The sequence below is a fragment of the Mycobacterium sp. MAA66 genome, from assembly GCF_041261665.1.
Lineage (GTDB): Bacteria > Actinomycetota > Actinomycetes > Mycobacteriales > Mycobacteriaceae > Mycobacterium.
In genome coordinates, this window is record NZ_JBGCCC010000007.1 from 169,046 (window position 1) to 191,459 (window position 22,414).

20 protein-coding genes and 2 pseudogenes are annotated in these 22,414 nt (G+C 62.0%); 14 read left to right on the forward strand and 8 right to left on the reverse strand.

What is annotated here, in order from left to right; all coding sequences use genetic code 11:
- Positions 1 to 67: 67 nt before the first annotated feature.
- Positions 68 to 211: pseudogene (locus ABIA30_RS19815) on the forward strand (IS256 family transposase); the annotation flags it as partial.
- 169 nt (positions 212 to 380) lie between these two features.
- Here ABIA30_RS19815 and ABIA30_RS19820 read toward each other — a convergent pair.
- The 4 genes from ABIA30_RS19820 to ABIA30_RS19835 all read right to left on the reverse strand — a co-directional run bounded on the left by ABIA30_RS19820 (position 381) and on the right by ABIA30_RS19835 (position 4,779).
- Entirely contained in the window at positions 381 to 1,313 is a 933-nt protein-coding gene (locus ABIA30_RS19820) for an NAD-dependent epimerase/dehydratase family protein (protein WP_370068463.1), read from the reverse strand.
- Between the two features lie 404 nt (positions 1,314 to 1,717).
- On the reverse strand, positions 1,718 to 2,680 hold the full coding sequence (locus ABIA30_RS19825; RefSeq protein WP_370068465.1) for a cyclase family protein: 963 nt from the start codon (positions 2,678 to 2,680) through the stop codon (positions 1,718 to 1,720).
- 3 nt (positions 2,681 to 2,683) lie between these two features.
- Positions 2,684 to 3,478 carry an HpcH/HpaI aldolase/citrate lyase family protein gene (locus ABIA30_RS19830; RefSeq protein WP_370068467.1) on the reverse strand — a complete coding sequence of 265 codons (795 nt, stop codon included), beginning with the start codon at positions 3,476 to 3,478 and terminating at the stop codon, positions 2,684 to 2,686.
- 347 nt (positions 3,479 to 3,825) lie between these two features.
- Complete coding sequence (locus ABIA30_RS19835) at positions 3,826 to 4,779, reverse strand: NAD(P)-dependent alcohol dehydrogenase (protein ID WP_370068469.1); 954 nt, start codon at positions 4,777 to 4,779, stop codon at positions 3,826 to 3,828.
- Between the two features lie 681 nt (positions 4,780 to 5,460).
- Here ABIA30_RS19835 and ABIA30_RS19840 point away from each other — a divergent pair.
- The 4 genes from ABIA30_RS19840 (at position 5,461) to ABIA30_RS19855 (ending at position 9,359) form a co-directional block, all read left to right on the forward strand.
- On the forward strand, positions 5,461 to 5,784 hold the full coding sequence (locus tag ABIA30_RS19840) for a hypothetical protein (protein ID WP_370068470.1): 324 nt from the start codon (positions 5,461 to 5,463) through the stop codon (positions 5,782 to 5,784).
- 381 nt (positions 5,785 to 6,165) lie between these two features.
- On the forward strand, positions 6,166 to 7,665 hold the full coding sequence (locus tag ABIA30_RS19845; protein WP_370068472.1) for a flavin-containing monooxygenase: 1,500 nt from the start codon (positions 6,166 to 6,168) through the stop codon (positions 7,663 to 7,665).
- Between the two features lie 405 nt (positions 7,666 to 8,070).
- Positions 8,071 to 8,865, forward strand: coding sequence for an alpha/beta fold hydrolase (locus ABIA30_RS19850; protein ID WP_370068474.1), 795 nt, complete (start codon positions 8,071 to 8,073; stop codon positions 8,863 to 8,865).
- A gap of 239 nt (positions 8,866 to 9,104) precedes the next feature.
- Positions 9,105 to 9,359, forward strand: a complete 255-nt coding sequence (locus ABIA30_RS19855) for a hypothetical protein (RefSeq protein ID WP_370068476.1) — start codon at positions 9,105 to 9,107, stop codon at positions 9,357 to 9,359.
- Between the two features lie 374 nt (positions 9,360 to 9,733).
- Here the strand turns inward: ABIA30_RS19855 and ABIA30_RS19860 are convergent, their stop codons facing one another.
- Positions 9,734 to 10,399 carry an SDR family oxidoreductase gene (locus ABIA30_RS19860; protein ID WP_370068477.1) on the reverse strand — a complete coding sequence of 222 codons (666 nt, stop codon included), beginning with the start codon at positions 10,397 to 10,399 and terminating at the stop codon, positions 9,734 to 9,736.
- A gap of 2 nt (positions 10,400 to 10,401) precedes the next feature.
- On the reverse strand, positions 10,402 to 11,238 hold the full coding sequence (locus ABIA30_RS19865) for an SDR family NAD(P)-dependent oxidoreductase (protein WP_370068479.1): 837 nt from the start codon (positions 11,236 to 11,238) through the stop codon (positions 10,402 to 10,404).
- 459 nt (positions 11,239 to 11,697) lie between these two features.
- Here ABIA30_RS19865 and ABIA30_RS19870 point away from each other — a divergent pair, with 459 nt between their 5' ends.
- The 5 genes and pseudogenes from ABIA30_RS19870 to ABIA30_RS19890 all read left to right on the forward strand — a co-directional run bounded on the left by ABIA30_RS19870 (position 11,698) and on the right by ABIA30_RS19890 (position 16,041).
- Complete coding sequence (locus ABIA30_RS19870; RefSeq protein ID WP_370068481.1) at positions 11,698 to 12,213, forward strand: winged helix-turn-helix transcriptional regulator; 516 nt, start codon at positions 11,698 to 11,700, stop codon at positions 12,211 to 12,213.
- Positions 12,210 to 13,238, forward strand: a complete 1,029-nt coding sequence (locus tag ABIA30_RS19875) for a zinc-binding dehydrogenase (RefSeq protein ID WP_370068483.1) — start codon at positions 12,210 to 12,212, stop codon at positions 13,236 to 13,238. The genes ABIA30_RS19870 and ABIA30_RS19875 overlap by 4 nt, the downstream gene beginning before the upstream one ends.
- 108 nt (positions 13,239 to 13,346) lie before the next feature.
- The gene (locus tag ABIA30_RS19880; protein WP_370068485.1) at positions 13,347 to 14,138 is read left to right on the forward strand and encodes an SDR family NAD(P)-dependent oxidoreductase; all 792 of its coding nucleotides are present in this window, start codon (positions 13,347 to 13,349) and stop codon (positions 14,136 to 14,138) included.
- Positions 14,139 to 14,315: 177 nt separating this feature from the next.
- Positions 14,316 to 15,600: pseudogene (locus ABIA30_RS19885) on the forward strand (acyl-CoA dehydrogenase family protein).
- A 183-nt stretch (positions 15,601 to 15,783) separates the two neighbouring features.
- Positions 15,784 to 16,041 (forward strand): hypothetical protein, encoded by a 258-nt coding sequence (locus tag ABIA30_RS19890; RefSeq protein ID WP_370068487.1) that lies wholly within the window; start codon positions 15,784 to 15,786, stop codon positions 16,039 to 16,041.
- 539 nt (positions 16,042 to 16,580) lie between these two features.
- Here the strand turns inward: ABIA30_RS19890 and ABIA30_RS19895 are convergent.
- Entirely contained in the window at positions 16,581 to 17,027 is a 447-nt protein-coding gene (locus ABIA30_RS19895; protein ID WP_370068489.1) for a winged helix-turn-helix transcriptional regulator, read from the reverse strand.
- A gap of 91 nt (positions 17,028 to 17,118) precedes the next feature.
- On the opposite strand from ABIA30_RS19895, the gene ABIA30_RS19900 reads away from it, so the two are divergent.
- The 4 genes from ABIA30_RS19900 (at position 17,119) to ABIA30_RS19915 (ending at position 20,686) form a co-directional block, all read left to right on the forward strand.
- Positions 17,119 to 18,024 carry an enoyl-CoA hydratase/isomerase family protein gene (locus tag ABIA30_RS19900; protein ID WP_370068491.1) on the forward strand — a complete coding sequence of 302 codons (906 nt, stop codon included), beginning with the start codon at positions 17,119 to 17,121 and terminating at the stop codon, positions 18,022 to 18,024.
- 354 nt (positions 18,025 to 18,378) lie between these two features.
- Complete coding sequence (locus tag ABIA30_RS19905) at positions 18,379 to 19,281, forward strand: NADPH:quinone oxidoreductase family protein (RefSeq protein WP_370068629.1); 903 nt, start codon at positions 18,379 to 18,381, stop codon at positions 19,279 to 19,281.
- Positions 19,278 to 19,742, forward strand: a complete 465-nt coding sequence (locus tag ABIA30_RS19910; RefSeq protein WP_370068493.1) for a pyridoxamine 5'-phosphate oxidase family protein — start codon at positions 19,278 to 19,280, stop codon at positions 19,740 to 19,742. The genes ABIA30_RS19905 and ABIA30_RS19910 overlap by 4 nt, the downstream gene beginning before the upstream one ends.
- Before the next feature lie 194 nt (positions 19,743 to 19,936).
- Positions 19,937 to 20,686: an SDR family NAD(P)-dependent oxidoreductase gene (locus tag ABIA30_RS19915; protein WP_370068495.1), complete on the forward strand. Its 750-nt coding sequence runs from the start codon at positions 19,937 to 19,939 to the stop codon at positions 20,684 to 20,686.
- A gap of 348 nt (positions 20,687 to 21,034) precedes the next feature.
- Here the strand turns inward: ABIA30_RS19915 and ABIA30_RS19920 are convergent, their stop codons facing one another.
- Entirely contained in the window at positions 21,035 to 22,399 is a 1,365-nt protein-coding gene (locus ABIA30_RS19920; RefSeq protein ID WP_370068631.1) for a cytochrome P450, read from the reverse strand.
- Positions 22,400 to 22,414 lie beyond the last annotated feature (15 nt).

Below are 22,414 nucleotides of genomic sequence, written 5' to 3' on the forward strand. Positions count from 1 at the left end.
CCATGGCTTATGCAGTAATGAACACTGTTCGTGGGATTACCGCATCAATTGGTAGCTGGCAGGGCCGGTGCTCATCGACGCGTTGCACGTCAAGATCGGTGACGGCCAGGGTCGGGCCCGACCGGTCTATGAGGTCACCGGAGTGGATCTGGCCGGGTGTCACGACGTCCTGGGTACGTGGGCCGGTGAAGGTGGCTGCGAATCGGCCAAATGACACCAACTCCGAGTCGGTGGACGCGGTTGCCCTGAAATGCTGGAGGCTCCATCACAACCAGTGTGATTCACAACAGGTTTCACGTCGTCCGTCCAAACCACACCTTGCTGGCTAGAAATGGCCGCGGTTGACCAATGCTGGCCACCGAATCAACGTTTGTTCGTGGTCAATGGTGTCCTGCTGTATCTCGGGCTGATGCGACGGCTTGGGCCACGCCGTCTGCATGGGATGTCAAGGCCAGCTGTCCGATGTGGGTTTCAAATGCGCTTGCGTCGACCAGAAATGGCCGATCGAATTGCCAAAAGGTCTCTGCCGCCTCACGTGCCTGCACATCGACTATGCCCGCAGCGCGCATGGCCACCTTCGGTATGGCTGTCACGCGAACTTTGCCGCCAAGCGCGGCAGCTGTGGCGTATTGGCGGCCGGTCAACGGTTCTGGCGAGGGCAGGTTCCATGGACGTCCCCATGCTGCGGCACTGTCCGCCAGCATCACCAGTGCGCGGGCGAGATCCGGGAGGTAGTGCAAGACGTGCGGTTCATCGAGCCTTCCCGGCCAGAGCATGCGTTTGCCAGCGGCCGCGCGTTCGAACAACGTTATTCCCGGTACTGAGTGCAGCCCCCGCGGTCCGGGGCCGTAATAGTCAGCGCCCCGGCCGAAACAGACTCGGATGTCTTTGCGGGCGAGTAGTTCCTCACTCATTGCGGTGCGGGTGCGTGCCTTATGGCCGTGGTGAACCGGCGCATCGTCCTCGGTGATCGGCCGGCCATCGCCCGGCGCGGTGTACAAGTTGTCGGCCACCACAAGGTCGGCGCCCGCGCGCGCGGCCGCGTCGGCTATTGCCCGCGTCAAGGCGGGGAACTCCTGCGGCCAGCGATCGTATGCCGGCATCGCGCAGTGATAGATCACCGCGACACCGTCGAGGACCTCCGAGGTGGCCTTGCTGTCGCGAAGATCGACCTGTCGCTGCTCGACGCCGTCTGGCAGATCGAGCGTTTGTCGCGCCAGAGCGCGTACCGGGCGACCGTCCGCGGCCAAAGTGCGCACGATCGCACCGCCGATGCCGCCACCGGCGCCCAAGACTGCGTGCATTCGTGTCATGAGTGGTGCTCTCCAATGGTCATGGCGGGATCGAAGTGAGCCGCGCTTGATCTTGAATTTGCAGCGGCCGGGCCGCTCCCAGGATGCTGAATTACCATCACCTGCTTCAGTTTTGGAGTCCGATAGCGTCCTACCTGTCAAATCTGATCCGCGACAGCCCCGCATCGTTTGCCGAAACCCATTGCGACCTACCGTTTTGCCGACCGGGTACTCCGCGGCGGCCTGTCTGACCTCGTGAGAAACGGGTTGATGATCGAAGTCTCTGCCTTAAGGCGTCAACGCAACTGGCCGCCGGTCGGTTGCTCCCGTAAGCAGATCGATATCGCAGTTCTGCAGGGGAGCGCAAGCCCGCAAGCTAGAAGTCACCGCAAGCTCGATGTTCGGCGCCGACTCAGCCCGCGTCGTCAGAAGATCGCGATTGGGTTGGTGGCACTGGACGTGACGCCAACCATGCGCCAGGGCAGCATGGCGAACCAGAACTCCCAGCGCTGGTCCAGCGCGCACTTGTCGGCCAATTCGGTGAGCTCCATATTGTCAATCAGCCAGAGTCCGAGAGCGACAAGGCCGACTGCGTGGATCGGTCGGAACAGGTCAAAGGTGTCGAATCCTGACGGCTGGACATCCTGGATGGCGTCGCTGCCGAGGACGGCTACGTCCCGCTCTCTGAGGAAGGGGAGGCACGCAGCACCGAGACCCGCCTGCTTGCGAGCTAATGGATGCTGGCCCGCTGGGACACCCCTTGCCAAGGTCTGGGCCACATTTCCGGTATGCACGAGCAGAACATCGCCTGCGGACACGTGAACACCCTGACTCTCCTCCGCAGCCATCAAGTCGTCGGGCGTGATCGCGTAGCCAGGTTCGAGCCACTCGACGCCATGCAGGGCGCAGATATCGAGCAGTACTCCCCGGCTCACGATTCCCTCGCTCGCGTGGTGCACCGAGAGCTTACGAGCCCCTCCGAGCGATGTGTTCTCCCCGACGTCGAATCCGTTGTAGTTCTTGCCTTCCCACGAATAGTGGGCGAGGCCATCCAGATGGGTGTTGGAGCCGTGCGCGGCAATCCCGACATGCTCGGTTACAGCGTCCCAGCGGGACACGCCCTTACCTAGGTGGTGTTCGACCTCGCCAATGCCCATGAATCTCTGCACGGCAGCGAGTCCGCTGCCGAGCGGATCGGCGTCCTCGGGGTCGATGTCGCGCGACAGGGAGATCACTTCGCCTGTCTGCACGAGAGTCGCAGCTCGGCGACGGGATTCCGGCGTGATCAGGTTCAGCGTCCCTAGTCGATCGTCCTTACCCCATCTGCCCCAGTTCGAGAGTGTCTCGAAGTACCTGATTACGTCGTCGGCCGTTAGCGATGAGCTCATGTCTCACACCGCCTCTCGCGCATTCGACAGCGTGCTCTTTGCGTCGTTGAGCGCCCGGGTGAACGCCAGGAACAAAGCGGTGCGATCGCTGGTGAGATTGAATATCCGGGCATACTGCGCACAGTCAGACAATGACCCGGGATCCCATCCCAGTGTGGCAACGTATTCGATGCCGGCAGCCTGAACCGCATTGGTCACTCGGTTGTGCATCTCGATGATTGTGGGGTGGATGATGTTGCCTTCCAGGCCCGCCGACTGAGCGAGGTCGAACGGGCCGAACACCAGCCCGTCAAGACCGGAAGCTGCTATCGCCTCCACATTCTCCACGCCCTCCGCATCCTCTATCAGTGCAAAGACCAGGACGTCATCGTTGGCGCGACGGTGCACGGAGGGCCAATCGAAGGTGACGTGACCGACTGCACGGGTGAATGGGCACGCGCCCCTGACGCCGTCGGGCGCAAATTTTGCCGCAGCCACGATCGCGACAGCCTCCTCCGCCGTACGCATGTGTGGGACCATCACTCCGGTTGCGCCCAAGTCGAGCACGCGTTGGATGAAACTCGCACTGTGATCGGGTACACGGACGATGGAATCGATGCCGGCGGCGTCCGCAGCCCGTACGAGCAGGTTGATGTCGCCGAGGTCCATAGTCCCGTGCTCGGCGTCGATCCAGGCGAAATCCATGCCCACAAAGCCGGCGAGCTCAACGCAGTCAGGGCTTGGCAGCTGTACAGTTGCTCCGAACACCGGTTCGTCGGCTTCGAGCTTTGTCTTGATTCGTCGCGAAGGTACTCGCACGATGATCCTCCATCTATTTCGCTGGTGTGACGGTTCGCGACACCGCTGGTGCGACCAACAGCTACGCTCGAACTAGCTTGGGGGCCTGAGGATTTGAGCGAGGCCAACCGACCGCCCAGGCTATTCATATAGTGATCGTTCGGTGACTACTTATGATCTATTCTGCTGAGCGCGCACCAACCCAGCTCGGGTGAATCAAGGCGTCGCGCGATCTACTCTTCGACGGCGTGATGGTGCTCCTTCGATTGCGTTGCGAGTTCGGATAGTCGTCGCCGCAATGGGTTTCATGATGAACTCCGGGCTCGTGCTGGATGGATGACCGAAGTCGGTCATTGGTACGGGACGGGTCAGCGGACCTGCAGGACGAGTTTGCCGCGTGTGCGGCCGCTGCGGCTCTTGTCCAGGGCCGCAGCCGCATCGGCGAGTGGGTAAATGTTCTCGACGACCGAGCGGACGTGGCCCGCATCCATTAGTTCGATGATCGCGGCAAGTTGTGCGGCTTTGGGCGTGACCAACACCAACCGCGATCGACGGCCGCCAAACACGCCGGTGACCGCCGTGGTGGCCCAGTCGAGGGCCTCGCGAGGTTTCGGGTTGGTGGTCAGATAGTTTCCTGAACCGGCCAGCGCCGCAGCGCAATCGGCGAGGCTGCTGCTGCCGACGGTGTCGAAAACGACGTTCTGGTCACGCAAGACATCAGTGAACTTCTCGCTCTTGTAGTCGACGACCCGATCCGCACCCAGACCGCGCACCAGTTCGGCGTTGGCGGCGCTGCACACCCCGGTAACGATTGCGCCGGTATGGCGAGCAAACTGGATCGCGTAGTGCCCGACCCCGCCGGAGGCGCCGACGATCACGACCTTTGTTCCAGCTTGGATTTTCGCCATCTCGTACAACCCTTGCCACGCGGTCATGCCGGCGACCGGTACAGCAGCCGCGTCTAAATGGGAAACCGATGCGGGCTTGTGGGCGACCACATCTGCGTCGACCGCCATGTACTCGGCGAAGGCGCCCATGCCACCGAACGTGGTCTGCATCGCGAACACCTCATCACCGACCTGCAGATGCTCCACCTTCTTGCCGCAGTCGACGACCACGCCGGAGACATCGCTGCCCAGCACCATCGGCGGGCGCCCCGACAATCGCCGAAACGTGTAGTGCCCCTCGCGCATCTGCCAGTCGCGGGCGTTGACCGCGGCTGCATGGACCTCGATCAGCACTTGACCGGGCGCGGGCTTGGGTGTGGGCCGATCGCCGTACTGCACGACCCCGCCGAACTTGTCGATGTAGATGGCCTTCATGACTTTTGTCTCCTTCCGGGCGCTGCGCCGAGAGCCGTGATGAGCGCCGCAACCAGTCCCGTTCCCGAGACCAGCCCAACTGGGTGATATGCAGTTCACTACCGACCGTGGCTTGCCGATTTGCCGCGCAGGCTGGGCGGCACAGCGTCGCCCAGTCGGTAGTCGTCATGCCCCTCGACACCGACCAGTGGGCCGGCTTATGGCGGTTGGGGCACGGGCGTGACGTGTCGATGGCGCACAGTGCGGGGCGCCGCGCCCAAACTACGTTCGACTGAAGCCGCGGAAAAGCGGATTCAGTCCCGACCACGGGGCGCCTCCTATTGCAAAGAACAAGTACTTGCAATATGCTAGTTCACGTCGTAGGGCGGCGCAAGCCCTGAGTGAACGCGCCCCGGACGCCCGAGGGCACCTGCCTGGCGACGACGAATGAATGACCGTTCACTGAATTTTTTGCCTAAATCATCGCCATGCATTCGACACCGGGGGAGCAGTTGAACTCTTCGCGAACGCTCATGGCCGTCGAGCGAACCTTGGTCGCTCAGCTCGACGATCCCTGGGTCGCTGGGTCGATCCCGATGTGCGCGCTCGGCCAACTCCGGTCCATCAGCGCGGATGATTCCGGCCGCGAAGGAGACGGAGTTGCGTGAGGGCAGTCGGCGACGAGTGGAAGGTCTGGTGCGCATGTACGACGCCGGCGCGTGCGTCTTACTCTCGACGGATACGCAACTTCTGAGCCAATCCAACGGGTTGGCCGAGCGCCGCGACATCGAAGCGACGGTCGACGGCGGCACGCCGGCCTGCGATGCCCGGCGCGCTAGCACGATGCTTCCCGCTCAAGCGCTCGCGCTCGTCCACCGCGGTGTCGTGGTGCAAGGCAAGCGGGCTGACTTGGCAGTGCTCGCCGCTGGCCCAAAACCGGATACCCGGAACACGCGCAGGACTGAGCGTGTCGACCTCAGTGGCATCACCGTCGACTGGAAAGCCTCACGAGCACAATGGATTTAGTGGTTAAAGCTGCGATCTGTAGTTCTGCGGATGCACGACGGGGCGCGACTTGGCGCTTCGAGCCCGCGACCCGACGGCCCACGCGAGAACAAGAAGCTGCCGATTCAAAGGTCCACGGCGGCAACCACACCACCGATAAGGATGCGGCAGGCGAATTCCTCCGCATGTTATTCCACGAACCGGCGATACCGGCGACTCGGCCCCAGCTCGCCGAGCGCACCGGGCTGCGCTGCGACAACTTGAATGTCTTGAACGTCGTCCTATCGCTTCCAGACTGCGGCCTATTCCGTGGGACACAGTCGACGACGAATCAGACCGTACCGTGCCGCAACTGAATCCAGCCGCACCCGACACGAGGCCTAGTCACACCAAGGAGACGTCATGACCACTACAGCGGACCGGAGCAACACCGTCACCATCATCGGGGCTGGATTCGGCGGCATCTGCATGGGCATCAAGCTACGCCGCGCGGGCATCCCGTTCACCATAGTGGAGAAGGGCGATCGCATCGGGGGAGTATGGCGCGACAATACGTATCCGGGCGCGGCATGCGACATCCCGTCCCACTTATATTCGTATTCGTTTGAGCCTAGCCATGACTGGTCACGCAAGTACGGTACCCAACCTGAGATCCAGAGCTACATCGACCACTGCGCCCACAAATACGGTGTGGCCGAACATATCCGATTCGGCCACACGGTGCAGCAAGCGGATTTCGATGAGGCGGCGGGCCTGTGGACGGTCCGACTCGACAACGGCGACACCGTTGGCTCGCGCTTTCTGGTCGCCGCCACCGGCCAACTGAGCCTGCCCGCAAATCCGACGTTTCCCGGCCTGGAGTCGTTTAGCGGCAAAGTCTTTCACTCAGCACGCTGGGATCATAACTACGACCTTCGGGGCAGGCGGGTCGCCGTGATTGGAACCGGCGCCTCTGCAATTCAATTCGTCCCGAAGATCGCGGCCCAAGTTGCGCAACTCTACGTGCTGCAGCGTTCGGCGCCGTACGTTCTGCCTAAACCGGACCGTCCGTACACGCCATTAGAGAAATACTTGTACCGACATTTCCCGGCGATGCTGGTCGCCAGTCGCAGCCGCCAATATGCGTATCACGAGGCGCGAGTTTTGCCGATGACAAAAGGCATCGGCGTCAACGTGATCGAAAAAGCATGGGAACACTATCTCCGCACTCAGATCGACGACCACCACCTGCGAACAATACTGCGACCCGACTACGCGATCGGGTGCAAGCGCGTGCTGATCTCCAACGACTGGTACGACACGTTGAACCGACCTAGCGTCGAGGTCATACCCGCAGGGCTGTCTGAGATCCGGCCTGATGGCATCCTGGCGGCGAACGGTGCCGAGCGCGACGTGGACACCATCATCTTTGGCACCGGATTTGCCACCAATGATTTTCTTGCGCCAATCAACGTCACCGGGCGTCACGGCCACGAGCTGCACCAGGTGTGGAGTGAGCGCGGCGGCGCTGACGCTTTCAAAGGAATCTCGGTGCCGCAGTTCCCGAACCTGTTTTTGCTGTACGGGCCGAACACAAATCTCGGCCACAACTCGATCATCTACATGCTTGAGAGCCAGACGGAGTATGTCCTCGAAGCGCTGCATCACGCAGCAAGCCACGGGGTGAAGTGGCTGGACGTGCGCACTGAAGCGCACGCCGAGTTCAACGACGATTTGCAACGCCAGATGAAGAACACCGTCTGGCAGGCGGGGTGCGACAGCTGGTACGTCACGGACGCCGGCAAAAATACCAACAACTGGCCCAGCTTCACGTTCGACTACCGCCGCCAGGTCCGGTATTTCGACCCGATGAACTATCGGACGGATACGACGCTCCGGCACGAAATGGCCTCAGATTGCTAGCCGGCGACGAATGAACGTCGCCGAGTCCCGTGTGCCAACACTTCCACTGAGGTTGGTCAATCATCCGGCGCTCAACGAAATCCATTCTGTGCCTATTGAATTGAGTCTGAACTAGATGGCGTTCTACCTCGGCCCCGCCAACTACACTGGCAACCCGCGCCGGATCGGGTTCACCGACGCCGACCGTACCCAGCCTGGCAGTGATCGCATCATCGACGCCCCCACGTCGCCATCCAGCCAGCACAGCCGACGGCGACCCGCTCGCCACCCTCCGTTGCGCCGGCAACAACGCTCCCGTTCCAAGAGTGTGCCCGGTAGCCCCGCTTCCGATTGTGGTTGGAACTGCAAAACCAGAATGAACGCTGACGGGTGCCGCGCGCCCAGATGACACAAAGGAGTTGACTGATGACCAGATGGAATTACATCGAACGCGGCAACGGGCGGCCGCTGATCCTGTTGCACGGCGCCGGTTCCTCCGCACGGGCGTGGCTGCCGATCATGGACCGGCTGTCTTCGCAGCGGCACGCGATCGCGCTGGACTTTCCCGGTTTCGGGGAGACACCCGCGATGCGCGGGACGGCGTTCACGATGGACTGGGCGATGCAGGAGCTTGCAGCCGAGTTGACACACCACGGCATCGAGGGACCGGTCGATATCGCGGGAAATTCCATGGGTGGATGGTTCGCGCTCGAGGCAGCCAAGCGTGGGATGGCTCGGTCGGTAGTCGCGATCTCCCCGGCCGGCCTGTGGGCCCGCGGCCTACCGTTGCGCACTCAGGGTCAGTTTGCATTGGCCGCGTCCGGGGCGTGGATCGCTTACACCCCTGTTCGCTACCTGCTGCATGTGCCCGCGATACGCAAACGAGCCCTTTCAGTAGCGCTCGCTCACGCCGACCGAATGCCCGCGCGCGACGCAATCTCGAAGCTGCAGGAGGTCACCAGATCGGTACCCACCCTGCTGCGGATGCGGGGCGAGGCAGGGCGGACCCGGTTCGAGGGTGGGCAGCACCTGAGTATCCCGATCACTGTCGCGATAGGCACCGAAGACCGCATGGTCCGCCCCAGCGACGGTCAGTTCCGCGACCAGTTGCCCGCTCACACCCGCTGGCTGGAGCTGCCCGACGTCGGGCACACGCCGATGGCGGAGGCGCCGAACCTCGTCGCCGACACCATCCTGGCTGGCACGGACATCGGGACATGAACGGCCCCGTACCGACCAACAAATCGATGAGCGCACGTCGTCCTGGCGCGAGCGAGCCCTCAACGCAGAAGCGCACTGCAATAACGGTAAAACCGAAGTACGAGAACGTGACTCACGCATAGCAGACCTGATCGGGCAGCTCTACGACCCAAGCGGCACCCACCTCATTGATGAGGTGGCACGACTGCGCGACCTACTTCACCCAGCGCGGGTTTGTGCCAGACATGCCATGGCGGGCCATGGCCTACAGCGCCGACCGCGAGCTGAGACAGCTCGGCGCGGCTCTGCTTCCATACCTGCCCGAGCTGGATTACGACGCCATGGACGACATGGCAGGTGATGCAGCAGCCAACGTACGATCAGAGCTCGCGACGTCACTCAAAAAGATAACGACCAGCGGCGCCAGCCCCGACGAGGACAGAATCGCCCTGCTTGTCAACAAATTACGCGAGGACCCAAGCTTTCGTGTGCGCTCACAACTCAGCTTAAGCTGAGCAACTCGGTGCAAATTCGGGCAATTTGCGTGCAGTCCTGACGTTTCAAGATGAAATGTCATGCCAGGCAACTCATCTCGCAACTCATCGGCAACTCCCATTTGTGCCTCGACAATTCGCGGATGCTTTCGGCCGTTGCCCCAAGCACCTGGTGCGGGTAGCAGCGGCGCTCCTTGCCAGGTGATCGTCGCGGGAAGGGTACGACCGCTGATTCCTTCTGTGGTGAAAGCGTTTCGCGGAGTTCGTCAATTCCGACGCTGAGCTGGTTGAGTGCCCGGACCGTCGCTCAGACCGGTGTCGTATCTCGTGGCGGATACTCACCGTTGTCCTGCGTGCGATTTGACCTCACCCAGACTCGTCTTGGTCGGCGAAAACTACTGCGCGACAAACGGATTGACCAGTCCTCTCGACCATAACAACGACATAAGCGACTGGCGGTCTTCTGCAAGTCCTCCGTCGATGTTCAGTTCCGAGCCCGTGACGTAAGTCGAGTCATCAGACAGGAAGAACGCAGCGGCCGCAGCCATGTCATCGACGGTGCCGAGCCGATCCTGCAGCGGAATCGACGGATTGGGTCCCGCAGCGGGCAGCTCGCCCTGAAGGATTCCCGGTTGAATGACGTTGCTTCGGATGGCGCGATCCCCTTCCGCCACCACCCATCCTCGTGCAAGCCCGCGAAGCGCATGGCTCGCTGTGCTCAGTGCAACGATATCGCTATTGAACGCAGAGCCAGCAGAAGGCGTGATGATGACGATTGATCCATCAGTCGATTCGGATCTGCTGATCCGCCGCAGGGCGTCCAAAGCACCCTGAATCACCACGCTGACGTACTCCGCTAGGTGAATTGGGCCAATGCCGTAGTCGCTTGGGGTACCGGCGACGTAGACAGCACCGTCGAACGTGGCACCGTCGAAAGCTGTCTCGGTAACCGAAGCGAACATTGCAGATGCTCCTTCGTTTCGCAAGGCCGCGGCAAGCTGCTCGACGCGTTTGGTCTCCGGTCCCGACACGAGGATTGCCTTGTTATCGAGTGCGCCCACGCTCAATTACCTCCTGCGTTCGATTCAAACTGCATGACCTCGCTGCGGTAATCTTGTAGTCGATTCGGGAAGCGCACGGACTTGCCGCCGTCGATGACGACTTCGGCTCCGGTGATATAGCCCGCGCGATCAGAGCAAAGGAATGTCACAAGAGCCGCGACGTCTTCTGCGATTCCGGCGCGATCATCGGTTCCTGCCCGTCGCAACGGAATTTTGCCGAGAAGATGCTGGGGCGTAGCACCAGTCATGCCCGTTCGGACGAGTCCCGGGAAGATGGCATTGACCCGGATTCCATATCTGCCGAGTTCGATTGCGGCTGACTTGGTCAGCCCGCGCACGCCAAACTTCGCCGCGACGTAGGGAACCAAGCCGATGTCAGCCTCTCGGCCTTGCAGCGACGAAACGTTCACGATCGAGCCGCCGCCGGCCCTTTTCATGGACGGCACGACGGTCCTGATCCCCCACAGCGTGCCCTCGAGATTCACCGAGATTGCGCGCGCCCAATTGTCCGGGTCACTCTGCTCGATAAATCCGGGGGTGTGGGCGCCGGCGTTGTTGAAGAGGACGTTTACGGGGCCAAAGTGATCCTCCGCCTCAGCGACCACGCGCGCCCAACTGTCCTGCTGGGCAATGTCTTGGCGAATAAAGACTGCGCGAGGGCCAAGTTTCGCGGCACCTTCCTGGCCAGCAGCCATGTTGACGTCGGTCATGACGATGTTTGCGCCCTCAGCTGCGAACCGTTGGGCGCACGCAGCTCCCATTCCGGACGCAGCACCGGTGATGATCGCTACCTTGCCCTCCATCCGACTCTCAGGCGGGCAGTAACTCAGATTCGACATGGATACCAGCCCTATCCCTTGAAGGCGGCGGCAACGTCGCCCCAACTCAAGCGCACAGCGCCGGCCCCGTCCAGGGCGGCAACGCGCTCGGGATGCCACCGCGTCGAATCCAAGAGCGCTGCAGGCACGCTCGACCGACACAGCGGAGAAGCGGATTCGGTCTCGACCACGACAGGCCTTTCATTGCAAAGAACAAGTACTTGCAATATGCTAGTTGAAGCACGTTAGACGGTGCAAGCCCCAAGGAGTCATCAATGCCCCGGCGAGACGAAACCCGCATGAGCGAGGCCGAAGTAGGCGCCTTCCTGGCCCAGGAGTGCAAGGCCCGCTCCGTTCGCGATGGGGAGACGCAACTCGTGGACAGGCAAGTCGCCAAAATTGTTGGCCCGCGCTCCCGCCGGACGCGCATCATCAGCTGGGACCACAGAAAGCTCAGCGGTGTCTACTAGCCTGCCCATCATGGCCGACCACCGTCCCGCGAACCGTAATCCCGGCGCCGCCGCTGTCGAATTGATCGGTGAGCGGTGGAATTACCTCATCCTGCGCGAAGTGTTCTTCGGAGTGCGGCGCTTCGGCCAGTTGCAGCGCGCGCTCGGCATCGCACCGAACATCTTGACCTCACGGCTCACCGTGCTCGCCGACGCTGGATTCATCACCAAACATCGTTACCGCGTCGATCCCGACTGGTACGAATATCACCTCAGCGACCATGCGCGCGACGCCGTACCGGCACTGCTGTCATTGGCGCAATGGGCTGAGGAACACCTCGGCGACGAACCTGTGGTGCGCGCCCTACGGCACACGTCCTGCGGACAGCTGACCACCCCTGTGCTGATCTGCAACTGTTGCCGAGAACCACTGCGCGCGCGCGATCTTCAACCCGAAACAATCAGCCGCGAGTCCAAGTCCACACCCGACGAAGTCAACGCTACGTTGGCCCCCGACAAGACGCCCGGAAGGCGAAAAGGGACATGAGTGGTGCAACGCACAAGCGCATCGTGGCGCGCCGTTTTGGTGGACCCGATGTCCTTGCTCTCGAAGAGACGGTCACCGAGGAGCCGACCGGCGATCGTGTGCGAATCCGCGTGCTCGCTGCCGGCGTGGCCTTCGGCGACGTGCTGCTGCGCGAAGGCTTGCGCCGTCAACCCCGCCCGCCGATGGTCCCTGGCTATGACGTCGCCGGCGTAGTCGACGCGGTTGGGCCTGACGCCCCCACCTCCCTGGTGGGCGAACACGTGGCCGCCTGGACCGGCGGTGACGGTGGCTACAGCGAAGTCGTCACGGTCCCGGCTTGGGCGGCAGTAAGGCACGCGCCCGAACTGGACCCGGCCAGGGTCGTTGCCGTCGTGCTCAACTACATCACTGCATGGCAGATGCTGCACCGCGTCGCCCGTAGCCGGCCCGGAGATCGCATCGTGGTTCACGGCGGCGCTGGCGGCGTCGGTACTGCGATGCTGCAACTGACCGCAGGCACCGACATCGAAGTCTTCGCCACCGCGTCGCGGCGAAAGCACGATCTGATTCGGTCGCTCGGTGCTCACCCAATTGATTACAACGCGGAGGACTTTGTAGCCGTCGTCAACGCTGCCGGCGGTGCTGACGCCGTGTTCGATCCGATCGGAGGCGACAATTGGCGCCGATCGCTGCGGGCGCTGACCAGCGCGGGCATTCTCGTGGGCTACGGATTTTCCGCCGCTACCGAGAACGGACGGCGCCGCCTGCGCAAAGCGCTGCCTGCCTTCGTGAAACAGCCTTTCCTCACCCCGCTCACCCTCATCCAGCAATCCAAATCTGTCGCCGGCTATCGCATCGATAAGCTCACCGACCATCGACCGGGCTGGTTCTCGGAAGACCTGGGCCACCTGCTGGCGCTGCTCGCCGACAAGACGATTGACCCGCTCATCGACCGCACCTATTCGCTGGATCAAGCTGCCGACGCCCATCGACAACTCGGCTCAGCCAACCTCACCGGCAAACTAGTTCTGCGGGTCAACAGTTGAGTGTGGGTCCGCGTCTCGCCGCGCAATCGGCCCGGCACGGTCCCCGAACCAAGCGGATCAAACAAGCGCGTGAATTTGGCACCACCAAATGGCAGAAGGTGACGAACGTTGACGGTAGACAAAGCACGCCTTTCCAAACTCCGTCGAACGTTATCGGAGAGCGTCGTCGTGGTCACGGGGGCGGCCAGTGGTGTGGGCCGCGCGACGGCTTGCTTGCTCGCAGACGAGGGAGCTGCGGTTGGACTCGTGGATCGAGACGCTGAACGACTGGAGGCGGTTTGGCACGAGCTCACTCACGTCGGTGTCCGCGCACATGCTGTGGTCGTCGATCTTGAAGAGGCTGGGGCGCCCTCGCGGGCGGTCCTCGAGATCCGCAACCAGCTAGGGCCGATCGACGCTGTGGTGAATAACGCTGGCTTTGCCGCCGTCGCCGGAATAACCGATGAGAGATTCGATTCGGTTTGGTCGGCTAGTTTGACGGTGAATCTGAGCGCGTATGCCGAATTCGTGCGTGCCACTGTCGACGATCTCGCCCGAAATGGCAACGGACGCATAGTGAATATCGCGTCATCGGAAGGATTGGGCGCCACCGCTGGCCTACTTCCTTACACCGTGGCCAAGCATGGGGTGGTCGGACTCACACGGTCACTGGCCGTCGAGCTGGGCCCCGTAGGCGTGACAGTCAATTGTGTTTGTCCGGGCCCGATTGAGACTGCGATGACTGCTGCCGTGTCAATTGATGCCAAACGAGCCTTCGCTCGGCGACGAACGGCCTTGCGGCGTTACGGTGACCCGGAAGAGGTCGCCCACATCATCGTGTCCTTGTTGATGCCTTCGGCTTCTTACATCACCGGGGCGGTTATCCCCGTCGACGGCGGCCTGATGGTGAGAAACGCATGAGCGCCCGTCCGTTTCTCGCCAGACAAGTGAGCCCGGGTGTCCTTGGGTGAGCGCTGGAGTCCGATGCCGACCATGTCACCCACCACGACGGCGGGCGCTGGGCACGCCTCCTGCTGCCCGAGCGAGTTCGCCGCCTTCGTGCTGGCTCGCACCGAATCGACCGGAAGGCCCCAAAGAATGTGGGAGTTCAGCACCGACCCGGACTACGCCGCAAAGCTGGATTGGGCGCGTAGCTTCGTCCACGACGAGATACTGCCCTTGGAAACCGTGCAGTGGGAACTTTCCGATCTCCGCACCGCCATCGCTCCGCTGCAGGAGCAGGTCCGCACGCACGGACTTTGGGCAGCACACTTGCCACCCGAACACGGCGGCCAAGGTTTGGGCCAGGTTCAGCTCGGCCTGCTGCATGAAATCCTCGGCACCTCACCCTATGCGCCACTGGTATTCTGGTTGCTCTGCACCGGATTCGGGCAACACCGAGATTCTCGCTCTGGTCGGCAACGAACAGCAGAAATATCGGTGGCTGCGGCCGCTGTTGGCCGGCGACATCTATTCATGTTTCATGCTGACCGAGCCCGGGGCCGGAGCCGATCCCACCATGATCACCACCTCGGCAGTGTCCAACGGTGACGGCTGGATTCTGAACGGCGACAAATGGATGGCCACTAACGCTTCCATCGCCGACGTGTTTCTGGTTGTGGCGGTCACCGACCCGGATGCGCTCAGACACGAACGAGCCTCAATCTTCGTCGTTCCGGCTGCAACACCGGGTCTTTCGGTGGTCCGCGACATCGCTACCATGGAGCATCCCGAGGAGACCTTCGGCCGCTTCGGCAACCACGCCGAAGTGACTCTGCGCGACGTCCATGTCGGTGCGGACGCGCTGCTCGGCCCTCGCGGCAAGGGGTTCATGATCGCCCAAGCACGGCTGGGCCCGGGCCGCATTCATCACTGCATGCGCTGGCTTGGTCAAGCCCAACGTGCGCTGGACGCGTTGTGCGAGCGGGCGCTGTACCGGTACAGCCACGGCAGTCTGCTCGCCGACAAGCAGACCATCCAGAACTGGATTGCCGACTCGGCCGCCGAGCTACAGGCCGCTCGGCTGATGACGCTGCACGCCGCATGGAAGATCGACACCCAGGGCCAACGCGCCGCTCGCACTGATATTTCCATGATCAAGTTTTTTGGGGCCAAGGTGCTGCACGACATCGTTGACCGGGCGGTGCAAGCCCACGGATCGCTGGGTTACTCCACTGATCTGCCACTAGAGCGTATGTACCGATTCGCGCGCGCCGCGCGGTTCTACGACGGACCTGATGAAGTGCACCGCCAATCGGTAGCCCGCGCAGTGCTCAAGAACTACGCGCCGCCGGCCGACGGAATTCCAACCGAGCATGTTCCCACCCGCCGTCGCGCCGCCGAAGTACGGTTTGCCGCGGTACGCACGAGCGACGTCTCCTGAACGCCGCTTACGCCCATCCGCGTTGTCGCGCGATGATCGGCTGTGGGTGCGCTTCCGCCCACGTGCGAGCGGTGATACGAACAATGGCGCCCTGATGCTGACCTCGGCGCGGTCGACACATACCTCCGACGGTACTGCGACCAACCTGCTACGAGGTTGGACCGGAGAAGTTCGATCTCACCGTTGGGAGGCGGCACCGAGCGGTTGCAGCAGAGCAGTGCAGCACTTCAGCAGGCCGGTACTCGGATTAATGCCGTCGCCGCGACCCAATATCACGCCGCCGCGTCGCCAACCACGGTGATCGATCAGCTGTCTGCCAGTCCAGATCCGTTGGCCGGCAGAGCCGCCGGGACATCGCGTTCGGCGCTCGATCCAGTAGGTGTGGGTGGATGGGACCACTTCGCCAAGCTGACCAGACCGCGCGGCGGCGTCCAGCAGTGAGCATCCGGGCGAAACCTGCAAGCGGCATGGCCAAATTAGATGACCCAACACGCACCTTACAGTCGTGTCCTGCCCTGGCGCGGTTCGTCGATCACATCCGTGCTGACCAAAATGTTTGCAGCACAGTCAAAGACAGACCACGGGCGGTCGATGCGACTTCGGCGTGGCGGCGGAGATGATCGGCCGGTTCCGGATGGTTCGCCCATGCGATCGAAGCTCGATCTGTGCTTGAGGGGTGAGACGACTTGCCGCCGATTGAGCTGACTAGAGTCGATCCAAAAGCAGCTGCCACTCGGCGCATTCCGACTCCGGCATGCATTGAACCGTTTTGCGTTCCAGGCCTGGAGTTTGACGCCGCGGCCTGAGGCGATCATCGTCAGCAAACATGCCCGTGCGCACCGAGTCCGGCGTGATTATCGGTCAAAGAAATTGGCCCGCAACCGATTTGCATTACGCAATCCGACTTGATCGCTGCTGAGGCGAGGGTCTGGGCACCGCCACAGCCGCCTGGAACCTTCGAGGCGCTGACGGTATTGCGCTCAGTCGTTAGCTATCTCGGTGGGCTGGTACTCGATATCGTTGACCGCGAGGTGATCGCCGCAGCAGGTGCAGCGCAGGACTTGTTCGATCTGTCCTCCGTCAACCTTGTGTCGCAGTGTCAGTGGGGGTTTGTCGACGATCCAACGGTCCGCCCAAGTCATCAGTGCCACCGTCACGCCATAGAGATCGCGTCCCTTGTCGGTCAGTCGGTATTCGTCTCGTGGCGGTCGTTCGGTGTAGCGGTGTTTCTCGAGGATCTGCAGGGCAACCAACCGGGTGAGTCGGTCCGCCAAGATGTTGCGCGCCACCCCAATGTTGCGTTGCATGTCGGTGAACCGTCGTACCCCGAAGAAGCATTCGCGCAGCACAAGAAAAGTCCACCGGTCGCCGACTTCTAAGAGAGCTGCTGCCACGGAGTCGTTGCGGTGATCGTCGAGGGATCGCATGCACAAAACTTTACCCATTAGTCGGTTGCAGATCAGTACCTTCTGTGCTTCACTTTGTCGGTAGTAATTTACTACCGACAGCGAGGGAGCAATGACTCACACACCCATGCAGGCAGCGCCTGCACCGTCGGCGCACAACGTTGATGGCAACTACAAGTACCTCAAGTACGTTGAGGACGGTCCGGTGGCTCGGCTCACACTGAACCGACCGCAAGCACGCAACGCTCTGTCGATCGCACTATCCGACGAACTCATCCACGCCATTGAGCGCGTGCGCGACAGTTCCGCGCTGAAAGTGCTGGTCATCCAAGGTGCCGGCGGAACGTTTTGCGCCGGTGATGACATCACCGAAATGGGCCAATGGGGTAACCCCAACGAGGCCATGCGCCGCGTCACCGGATACCAACACATGGCCGACACCCTCGAACAGCTCGACAAGGTGACAATCGCCCGCGTCGACGGCTACGCCGTCGGTGGCGGGTTGGAAATCACCATGGCGTGTGATTTCGTCGTCGCGGCCGCGTCAACAAAATGGGGGATGCCGGAGGTCGACGTGGGCATCACCCCCGGCTGGGGCGGCACCACACGTATGGCCCGTCTCATCGGACGGCGTCTCACCAAGGAAATCAATCTATTGGGCGCGCTGCAGCCCGCCTCACGTGCTGCGCAGCTGACCCTGTGGAACCGCGTCGTGCCTGACGAACGACTCGACGCCGCTGTCGATGAATTGGTCGCTGTCGTGCTGAGCAAGAACCAGCAGGCTGTTCGGCAGTTGAAGTTCATCATCAACAACGGCGTGGAGGCCGATCTGAAGACCGCTCAAGCTTTCGAGAAGCTTTCAGCCGGTCTGACCGGTGCGGTCAACGGAATCTGGCAGATCGCCGATGCCGACCACGGAACCGGCGTCATCGGCTTCCGTGACAAGAACGAACTCTGGGAGCGGCGGCGTGGCCAAGCCCGCGACTTCTGGATCGACGGACCGATCGAAAACGCCTAGCAGCGCGTCTTTGGATTTGCGGCCGCTCGGCGCGACGTTCCCGTTGAGCCGAGCGGTTTCGTCGTAGTGGTCCACGGAAAAGGAATGCCCTGATGAGCGAAAGCACGACCCCGCTTTGAACACCTCTGGTAGCTGTCCCGACGATGAAACGGTCGAAGTGTGATGCGCCCATACGCCGATGAATCTCGATAAGCATGTCAACCAATCGATGGTGCTGCCGCACCACACCGGAACATCGCATAGTTGCCATACGAAGGAGGACTTTCTGTGAAAGCGTTGGTGTGTAACGAGTTAGGGTCGCTGGATCGGCTAGCAGTCGAGGAAGTCGCCGAACCAGTCGCCACCGGCTCCAACGTGGTTGTCGAGGTGGCCGCCGCCGCAGTGAACTACGTCGATTCCCTGATGGTGCTGGGCCGCTACCAGCTCAAACCGCCGACACCGTTCACTCCTGGTGTCGACATCGCTGGAACGGTCATCGCCGCCGGTCCTGACTGCACACGGTTCGCTGTCGGCGACCGCGCGCACGGACTGGCGCCGCTGGGGGCATTCGCCGAGCGCGTGGCGGTGCCTGAGACGCTACTGCGGCCGACACCCGATGGACTGCCTTCGGACATCGCGGCCACGACAGGGACGAACTGCCGTACCGCGTTCGACGCTCTGTATTCGATTGCGAAGCTGTCCCCAGGTGAAGATCTGGTCATTCTGGGCGCGGCCGGGGCAGTCGGATCCACCGCCATCGGGATCGGAAAGGCACTGGGCGCACGGGTTATCGCCTGTGCATCGACACCACAGAAGCGAGCCTTTTGCATCGCATCTGGTGCCGATGAGGTCATCGACAACTCCGTTGACAGTCTCAAGGACGCGATCCGGGCAGCATGCACCGACGGAGCCGACGTTGTCCTTGATCTCGTTGGCGGCGAAGCTAGCGAACAAGCTTTACGGGCCACGGGATTCGGGGGCCGCTTCATCGTCGCAGGGTTCGCGTCAGGGGCAATTCCAAACGTGCCACTGAACTTGGTTCTGTTGAAGGGCAGCAGCATCGCAGGCTACGAAATCGTCGATTTCGAACGCCATTGTCCGCGCGATGCCCGAACAAACCGGGATCGCCTGGAGGAGTTGGTCGCTAATGGCACAGTCAAGCCTGCGATCACCGCACGCTTCAGTCTTGACGAAGCGCCGCAAGCGTTGGCACACGCCAGTCGCCGCGACAAATTTGGAATAACGATCCTTGATCTGGCCGATGGCGGCAGCCGATGAGGCCACAGCGGCGCGGTCAGTCGATCGCCATGACGTCCGAGGAAGTCGACTCCTTCCTCGATCGGGAGCGCACCTGCAGAGGTGCCACCATCAGCGCATCAGGGCGCCTGCACGTTGCACCGCTATGGTTCGTCTGGGACGGCGATAATTTGTGGTTGTACTCGATCGTGAAAAGCCAGCGCTGGACGGACATTACCCACAATCCGCAGATCGCAATCGTTGTCGATGCCGGAACGGAATATCTCGAGTTGCAAGGAGTCGAGATACACGGACAAGCAGCAGTCATCGGTGAAGTTCCGCGCACCAGCACGACGGATCCGGAGCTAGAGCACCCGGAACGGCTCTTCGCGCTCAAGTACATGGGAACCGACCAGTTCTTTGCGGATCGGCGACACGCCTGGCTTCGGGTGGTTCCCGACAAGGTGACGAGTTGGGACTTCACGAAGCTCACCGGCGGATAACTGCCGGACTACAGGAAGCAGTTGACTTCGCGCCGCGAATCTTGTTGCGGCCGCTCCTATCACGCTTCGAGCGGCCCGCGGTATTCCTTAACGGCATCGCGCCGTGCTCGGCCGCACTAACCTATTCTCCCGGAATGACCGCCGAGCGCCGGTCGCTCGATCGTCGAGGGTCTCGATCGGTAAGGAGTTATCACATGAAGGAAGCTGATCTGACCGGCAAGGTCGCGTTAATCACCGGCGGCAGTAGGGGATTGGGGCGGGAAATGGTACTCGCTTTCGCCGAACGCGGAGCCGATGTCGTCATCGCAAGTCGCAAGGTGGAAAGCTGCGAACAACTCGCTGTCGAGATCCGCGAGCGGTTTGGCCGCACGGCCCTGCCGGTCGCCGCGAACGTCAGCGACTGGGACCAGTGTGATGCTCTGGTTGACACTGCATACACCCAGCTCGGAACCGTAGATATTTTGGTCAACAACGCTGGAATGTCGCCGCTGTATCCCAGCATGGACCAGATCACAGAAGCCTTGTACGACAAGGTATTCGCCACGAACCTGAAGGGTCCGTTCCGGCTCTCCGCCCGTATCGGCACGGCGATGGCGGCCGGCAACGGTGGGGCCATCATTAACATCTCGTCAGTGGGCTCGATAAGGCCCCATGCGGCGATCCTGCCCTACGCAGCCGCCAAAGCCGGGCTGAACGCCCTCACGGAAGGACTGGCTCAAACGTTTGCGCCGAAGGTCCGGGCCAACGCGATCATGTGCGGCACCTTCAGCACGGACATCTCCAACGCTTGGTCGCCGGAGTTCGTCGAATACATCGAGGCGCAAATCGCCATGCGACGCATTGGGGAGCCCCGTGAAATCGTGGGTGCAGCACTTTACTTGGCATCCGACTTGAGCTCATACACCACCGGCTCGATACTGCGGGTCGATGGGGGAATGAAATAGCGTCCGGGGCTTTTGTACCGATTGCCAGTTGCCGGAACCGCTCAACAGGACGGACAGCTCGCCCGCGAGCACGCGGAGCCGCTGGAGCACCCGGCGCTCCCGCATCGCTGATGCCGTCGCCGGTGGGGGCTGGGGGCCCAGAATTCGGGAAACGGTTGCGCGCCTGCATCGTTGCGCATAAGACGTGGCATTGACCGAGGGTGCTGTCGAGGCATTTGTCAAGAACAACTTGGCCGGGTGCAAAGTGCGGGCGACATCGTGCCACCGCATCGCTGAAGAGAATTCAGTGACTGTTGACAGGCAAGATGAGGAAGCTGATACCAGCCGCGCGAGGGTGTAGGTGAGCCGTCATCCGGGGGCTGCGGGCCGTTGTCCTGGAGCGGCCGACGGAATATCTTGCGACACGCGCGGAGTTACCCGTGCGAGTCCACCACGTCCGGGGGCAAACGCGATTCCGCGGTTGTGCCACTTTTCGTTTTCGGCGGTCGTGGTCGCCAACTGGTATTCGCGCAAAATAGTCCGCAACACGACGTTCATCTCCATGTTGGCGAACGCCGCGCCCAAGCAGCGGCGGGTGCCGCCACCAAACGGCACCCACGAGTAGCTGTCAGGGACAGTGTCGAGGAACCGGTCCGGGTTAAACCCGTTGGCATCTGGGTACACCGCGTCACGGTGATGGGTCAGAGTGATGCCGACGATCACGGTGTGGCCGCGCGGAATCGTCCATTGACCCAGGGGCATCGATTCGGCGCACACCTGACGCACGGCGCCGTTGATGACCGGACGGACGCGCTGCACCTCGTAGATGGTGGCCTGCAGGAGATCCGCATCCCCGGCGTCGACTGCCGCGACCAGACGCTTCAATACTCGCGGGTGACGACGCAGCCTTTCGATCGCCCAGGCCAACGAGGTGGCGGTAGTTTCGTGTCCAGCGGCCAACAGAGTTAAAAGTTCATCGGCGACATCACTGTCGGTCATTGGCGTGCCGTCCTCATACCGGGCCTGCAACATCAGAGATAACACGTCGGCGCGTTCGGCCAGCCGAGGGTCAGCTTCCGCGGTGGCGATCAAACTCCCGACGATGCCGTTGAACTGGCGTCGCAGCCGCACGTAGCGCCCCCAGGGGCTGTACTTGCCCAGGTCGCGGTGCAACGCCGGGAACAATGCCAATTTAGAACCGAGATCGACAATTTTGGGCATCAGATCGCGTAACACATCAAGCTCGGCACCCTCCGCGCCAAACACCGCTCGCAGAATGGCGTTGAGGGTGATACGCATCGTCGATGGCAGGATAGGAAATTCGCGGTCCTTGGGCCACCACGCGATCTCTTTGAGGGTCTCCTGCTCAATCAGCCCCTCGTAGGCCCGCATCCGCTTACCGTGAAACGGCGGCACCAGCAGTTTACGGCGGCGACGGTGCGCCTCGCCTTGCAACCCGAACGTCGAGCCGGGTCCAAGAACGAGGTCCAAGTTAGGCTCCATGCCACGGGCAACGTCAGTGGATGTCTGGAAAAGCTGCTTGATCAGATCGGGGTCGCTGATGATGACAGCCCGTCCCACGGTGGGCAACCGCACCGAATAGGCGGTGCCATATCGGTTTTGCATGCGCTGCATCGTGTTGTGGCGGTCGGCGAGAAACATCAAGCCCTGCACGATCGCCGGAGCGCGCGGGCCCGGTGGAACGTTGTTCGCCAGCGGTATTGAGGTATCCATCGGTGTTCCTTTCTC

Bases quoted from the DNA above. Each gene is read 5' to 3' on its own strand.
- ABIA30_RS19865 (WP_370068479.1), bottom strand. From the start codon at position 11,238: ATGTCGAATCTGAGTTACTGCCCGCCTGAGAGTCGGATGGAGGGCAAG.
- ABIA30_RS19870 (WP_370068481.1), top strand. From the start codon at position 11,698: ATGGCCGACCACCGTCCCGCGAACCGTAATCCCGGCGCCGCCGCTGTC.
- ABIA30_RS19845 (WP_370068472.1), top strand. From the start codon at position 6,166: ATGACCACTACAGCGGACCGGAGCAACACCGTCACCATCATCGGGGCT.
- ABIA30_RS19825 (WP_370068465.1), bottom strand. From the start codon at position 2,680: ATGAGCTCATCGCTAACGGCCGACGACGTAATCAGGTACTTCGAGACA.
- ABIA30_RS19920 (WP_370068631.1), bottom strand. From the start codon at position 22,399: ATGGATACCTCAATACCGCTGGCGAACAACGTTCCACCGGGCCCGCGC.
- ABIA30_RS19820 (WP_370068463.1), bottom strand. From the start codon at position 1,313: ATGACACGAATGCACGCAGTCTTGGGCGCCGGTGGCGGCATCGGCGGT.
- ABIA30_RS19915 (WP_370068495.1), top strand. From the start codon at position 19,937: ATGAAGGAAGCTGATCTGACCGGCAAGGTCGCGTTAATCACCGGCGGC.
- ABIA30_RS19835 (WP_370068469.1), bottom strand. From the start codon at position 4,779: ATGAAGGCCATCTACATCGACAAGTTCGGCGGGGTCGTGCAGTACGGC.
- ABIA30_RS19910 (WP_370068493.1), top strand. From the start codon at position 19,278: ATGAGGCCACAGCGGCGCGGTCAGTCGATCGCCATGACGTCCGAGGAA.
- ABIA30_RS19840 (WP_370068470.1), top strand. From the start codon at position 5,461: ATGTACGACGCCGGCGCGTGCGTCTTACTCTCGACGGATACGCAACTT.
- ABIA30_RS19895 (WP_370068489.1), bottom strand. From the start codon at position 17,027: ATGCGATCCCTCGACGATCACCGCAACGACTCCGTGGCAGCAGCTCTC.
- ABIA30_RS19900 (WP_370068491.1), top strand. From the start codon at position 17,119: ATGACTCACACACCCATGCAGGCAGCGCCTGCACCGTCGGCGCACAAC.
- ABIA30_RS19855 (WP_370068476.1), top strand. From the start codon at position 9,105: ATGGCCTACAGCGCCGACCGCGAGCTGAGACAGCTCGGCGCGGCTCTG.
- ABIA30_RS19875 (WP_370068483.1), top strand. From the start codon at position 12,210: ATGAGTGGTGCAACGCACAAGCGCATCGTGGCGCGCCGTTTTGGTGGA.
- ABIA30_RS19850 (WP_370068474.1), top strand. From the start codon at position 8,071: ATGACCAGATGGAATTACATCGAACGCGGCAACGGGCGGCCGCTGATC.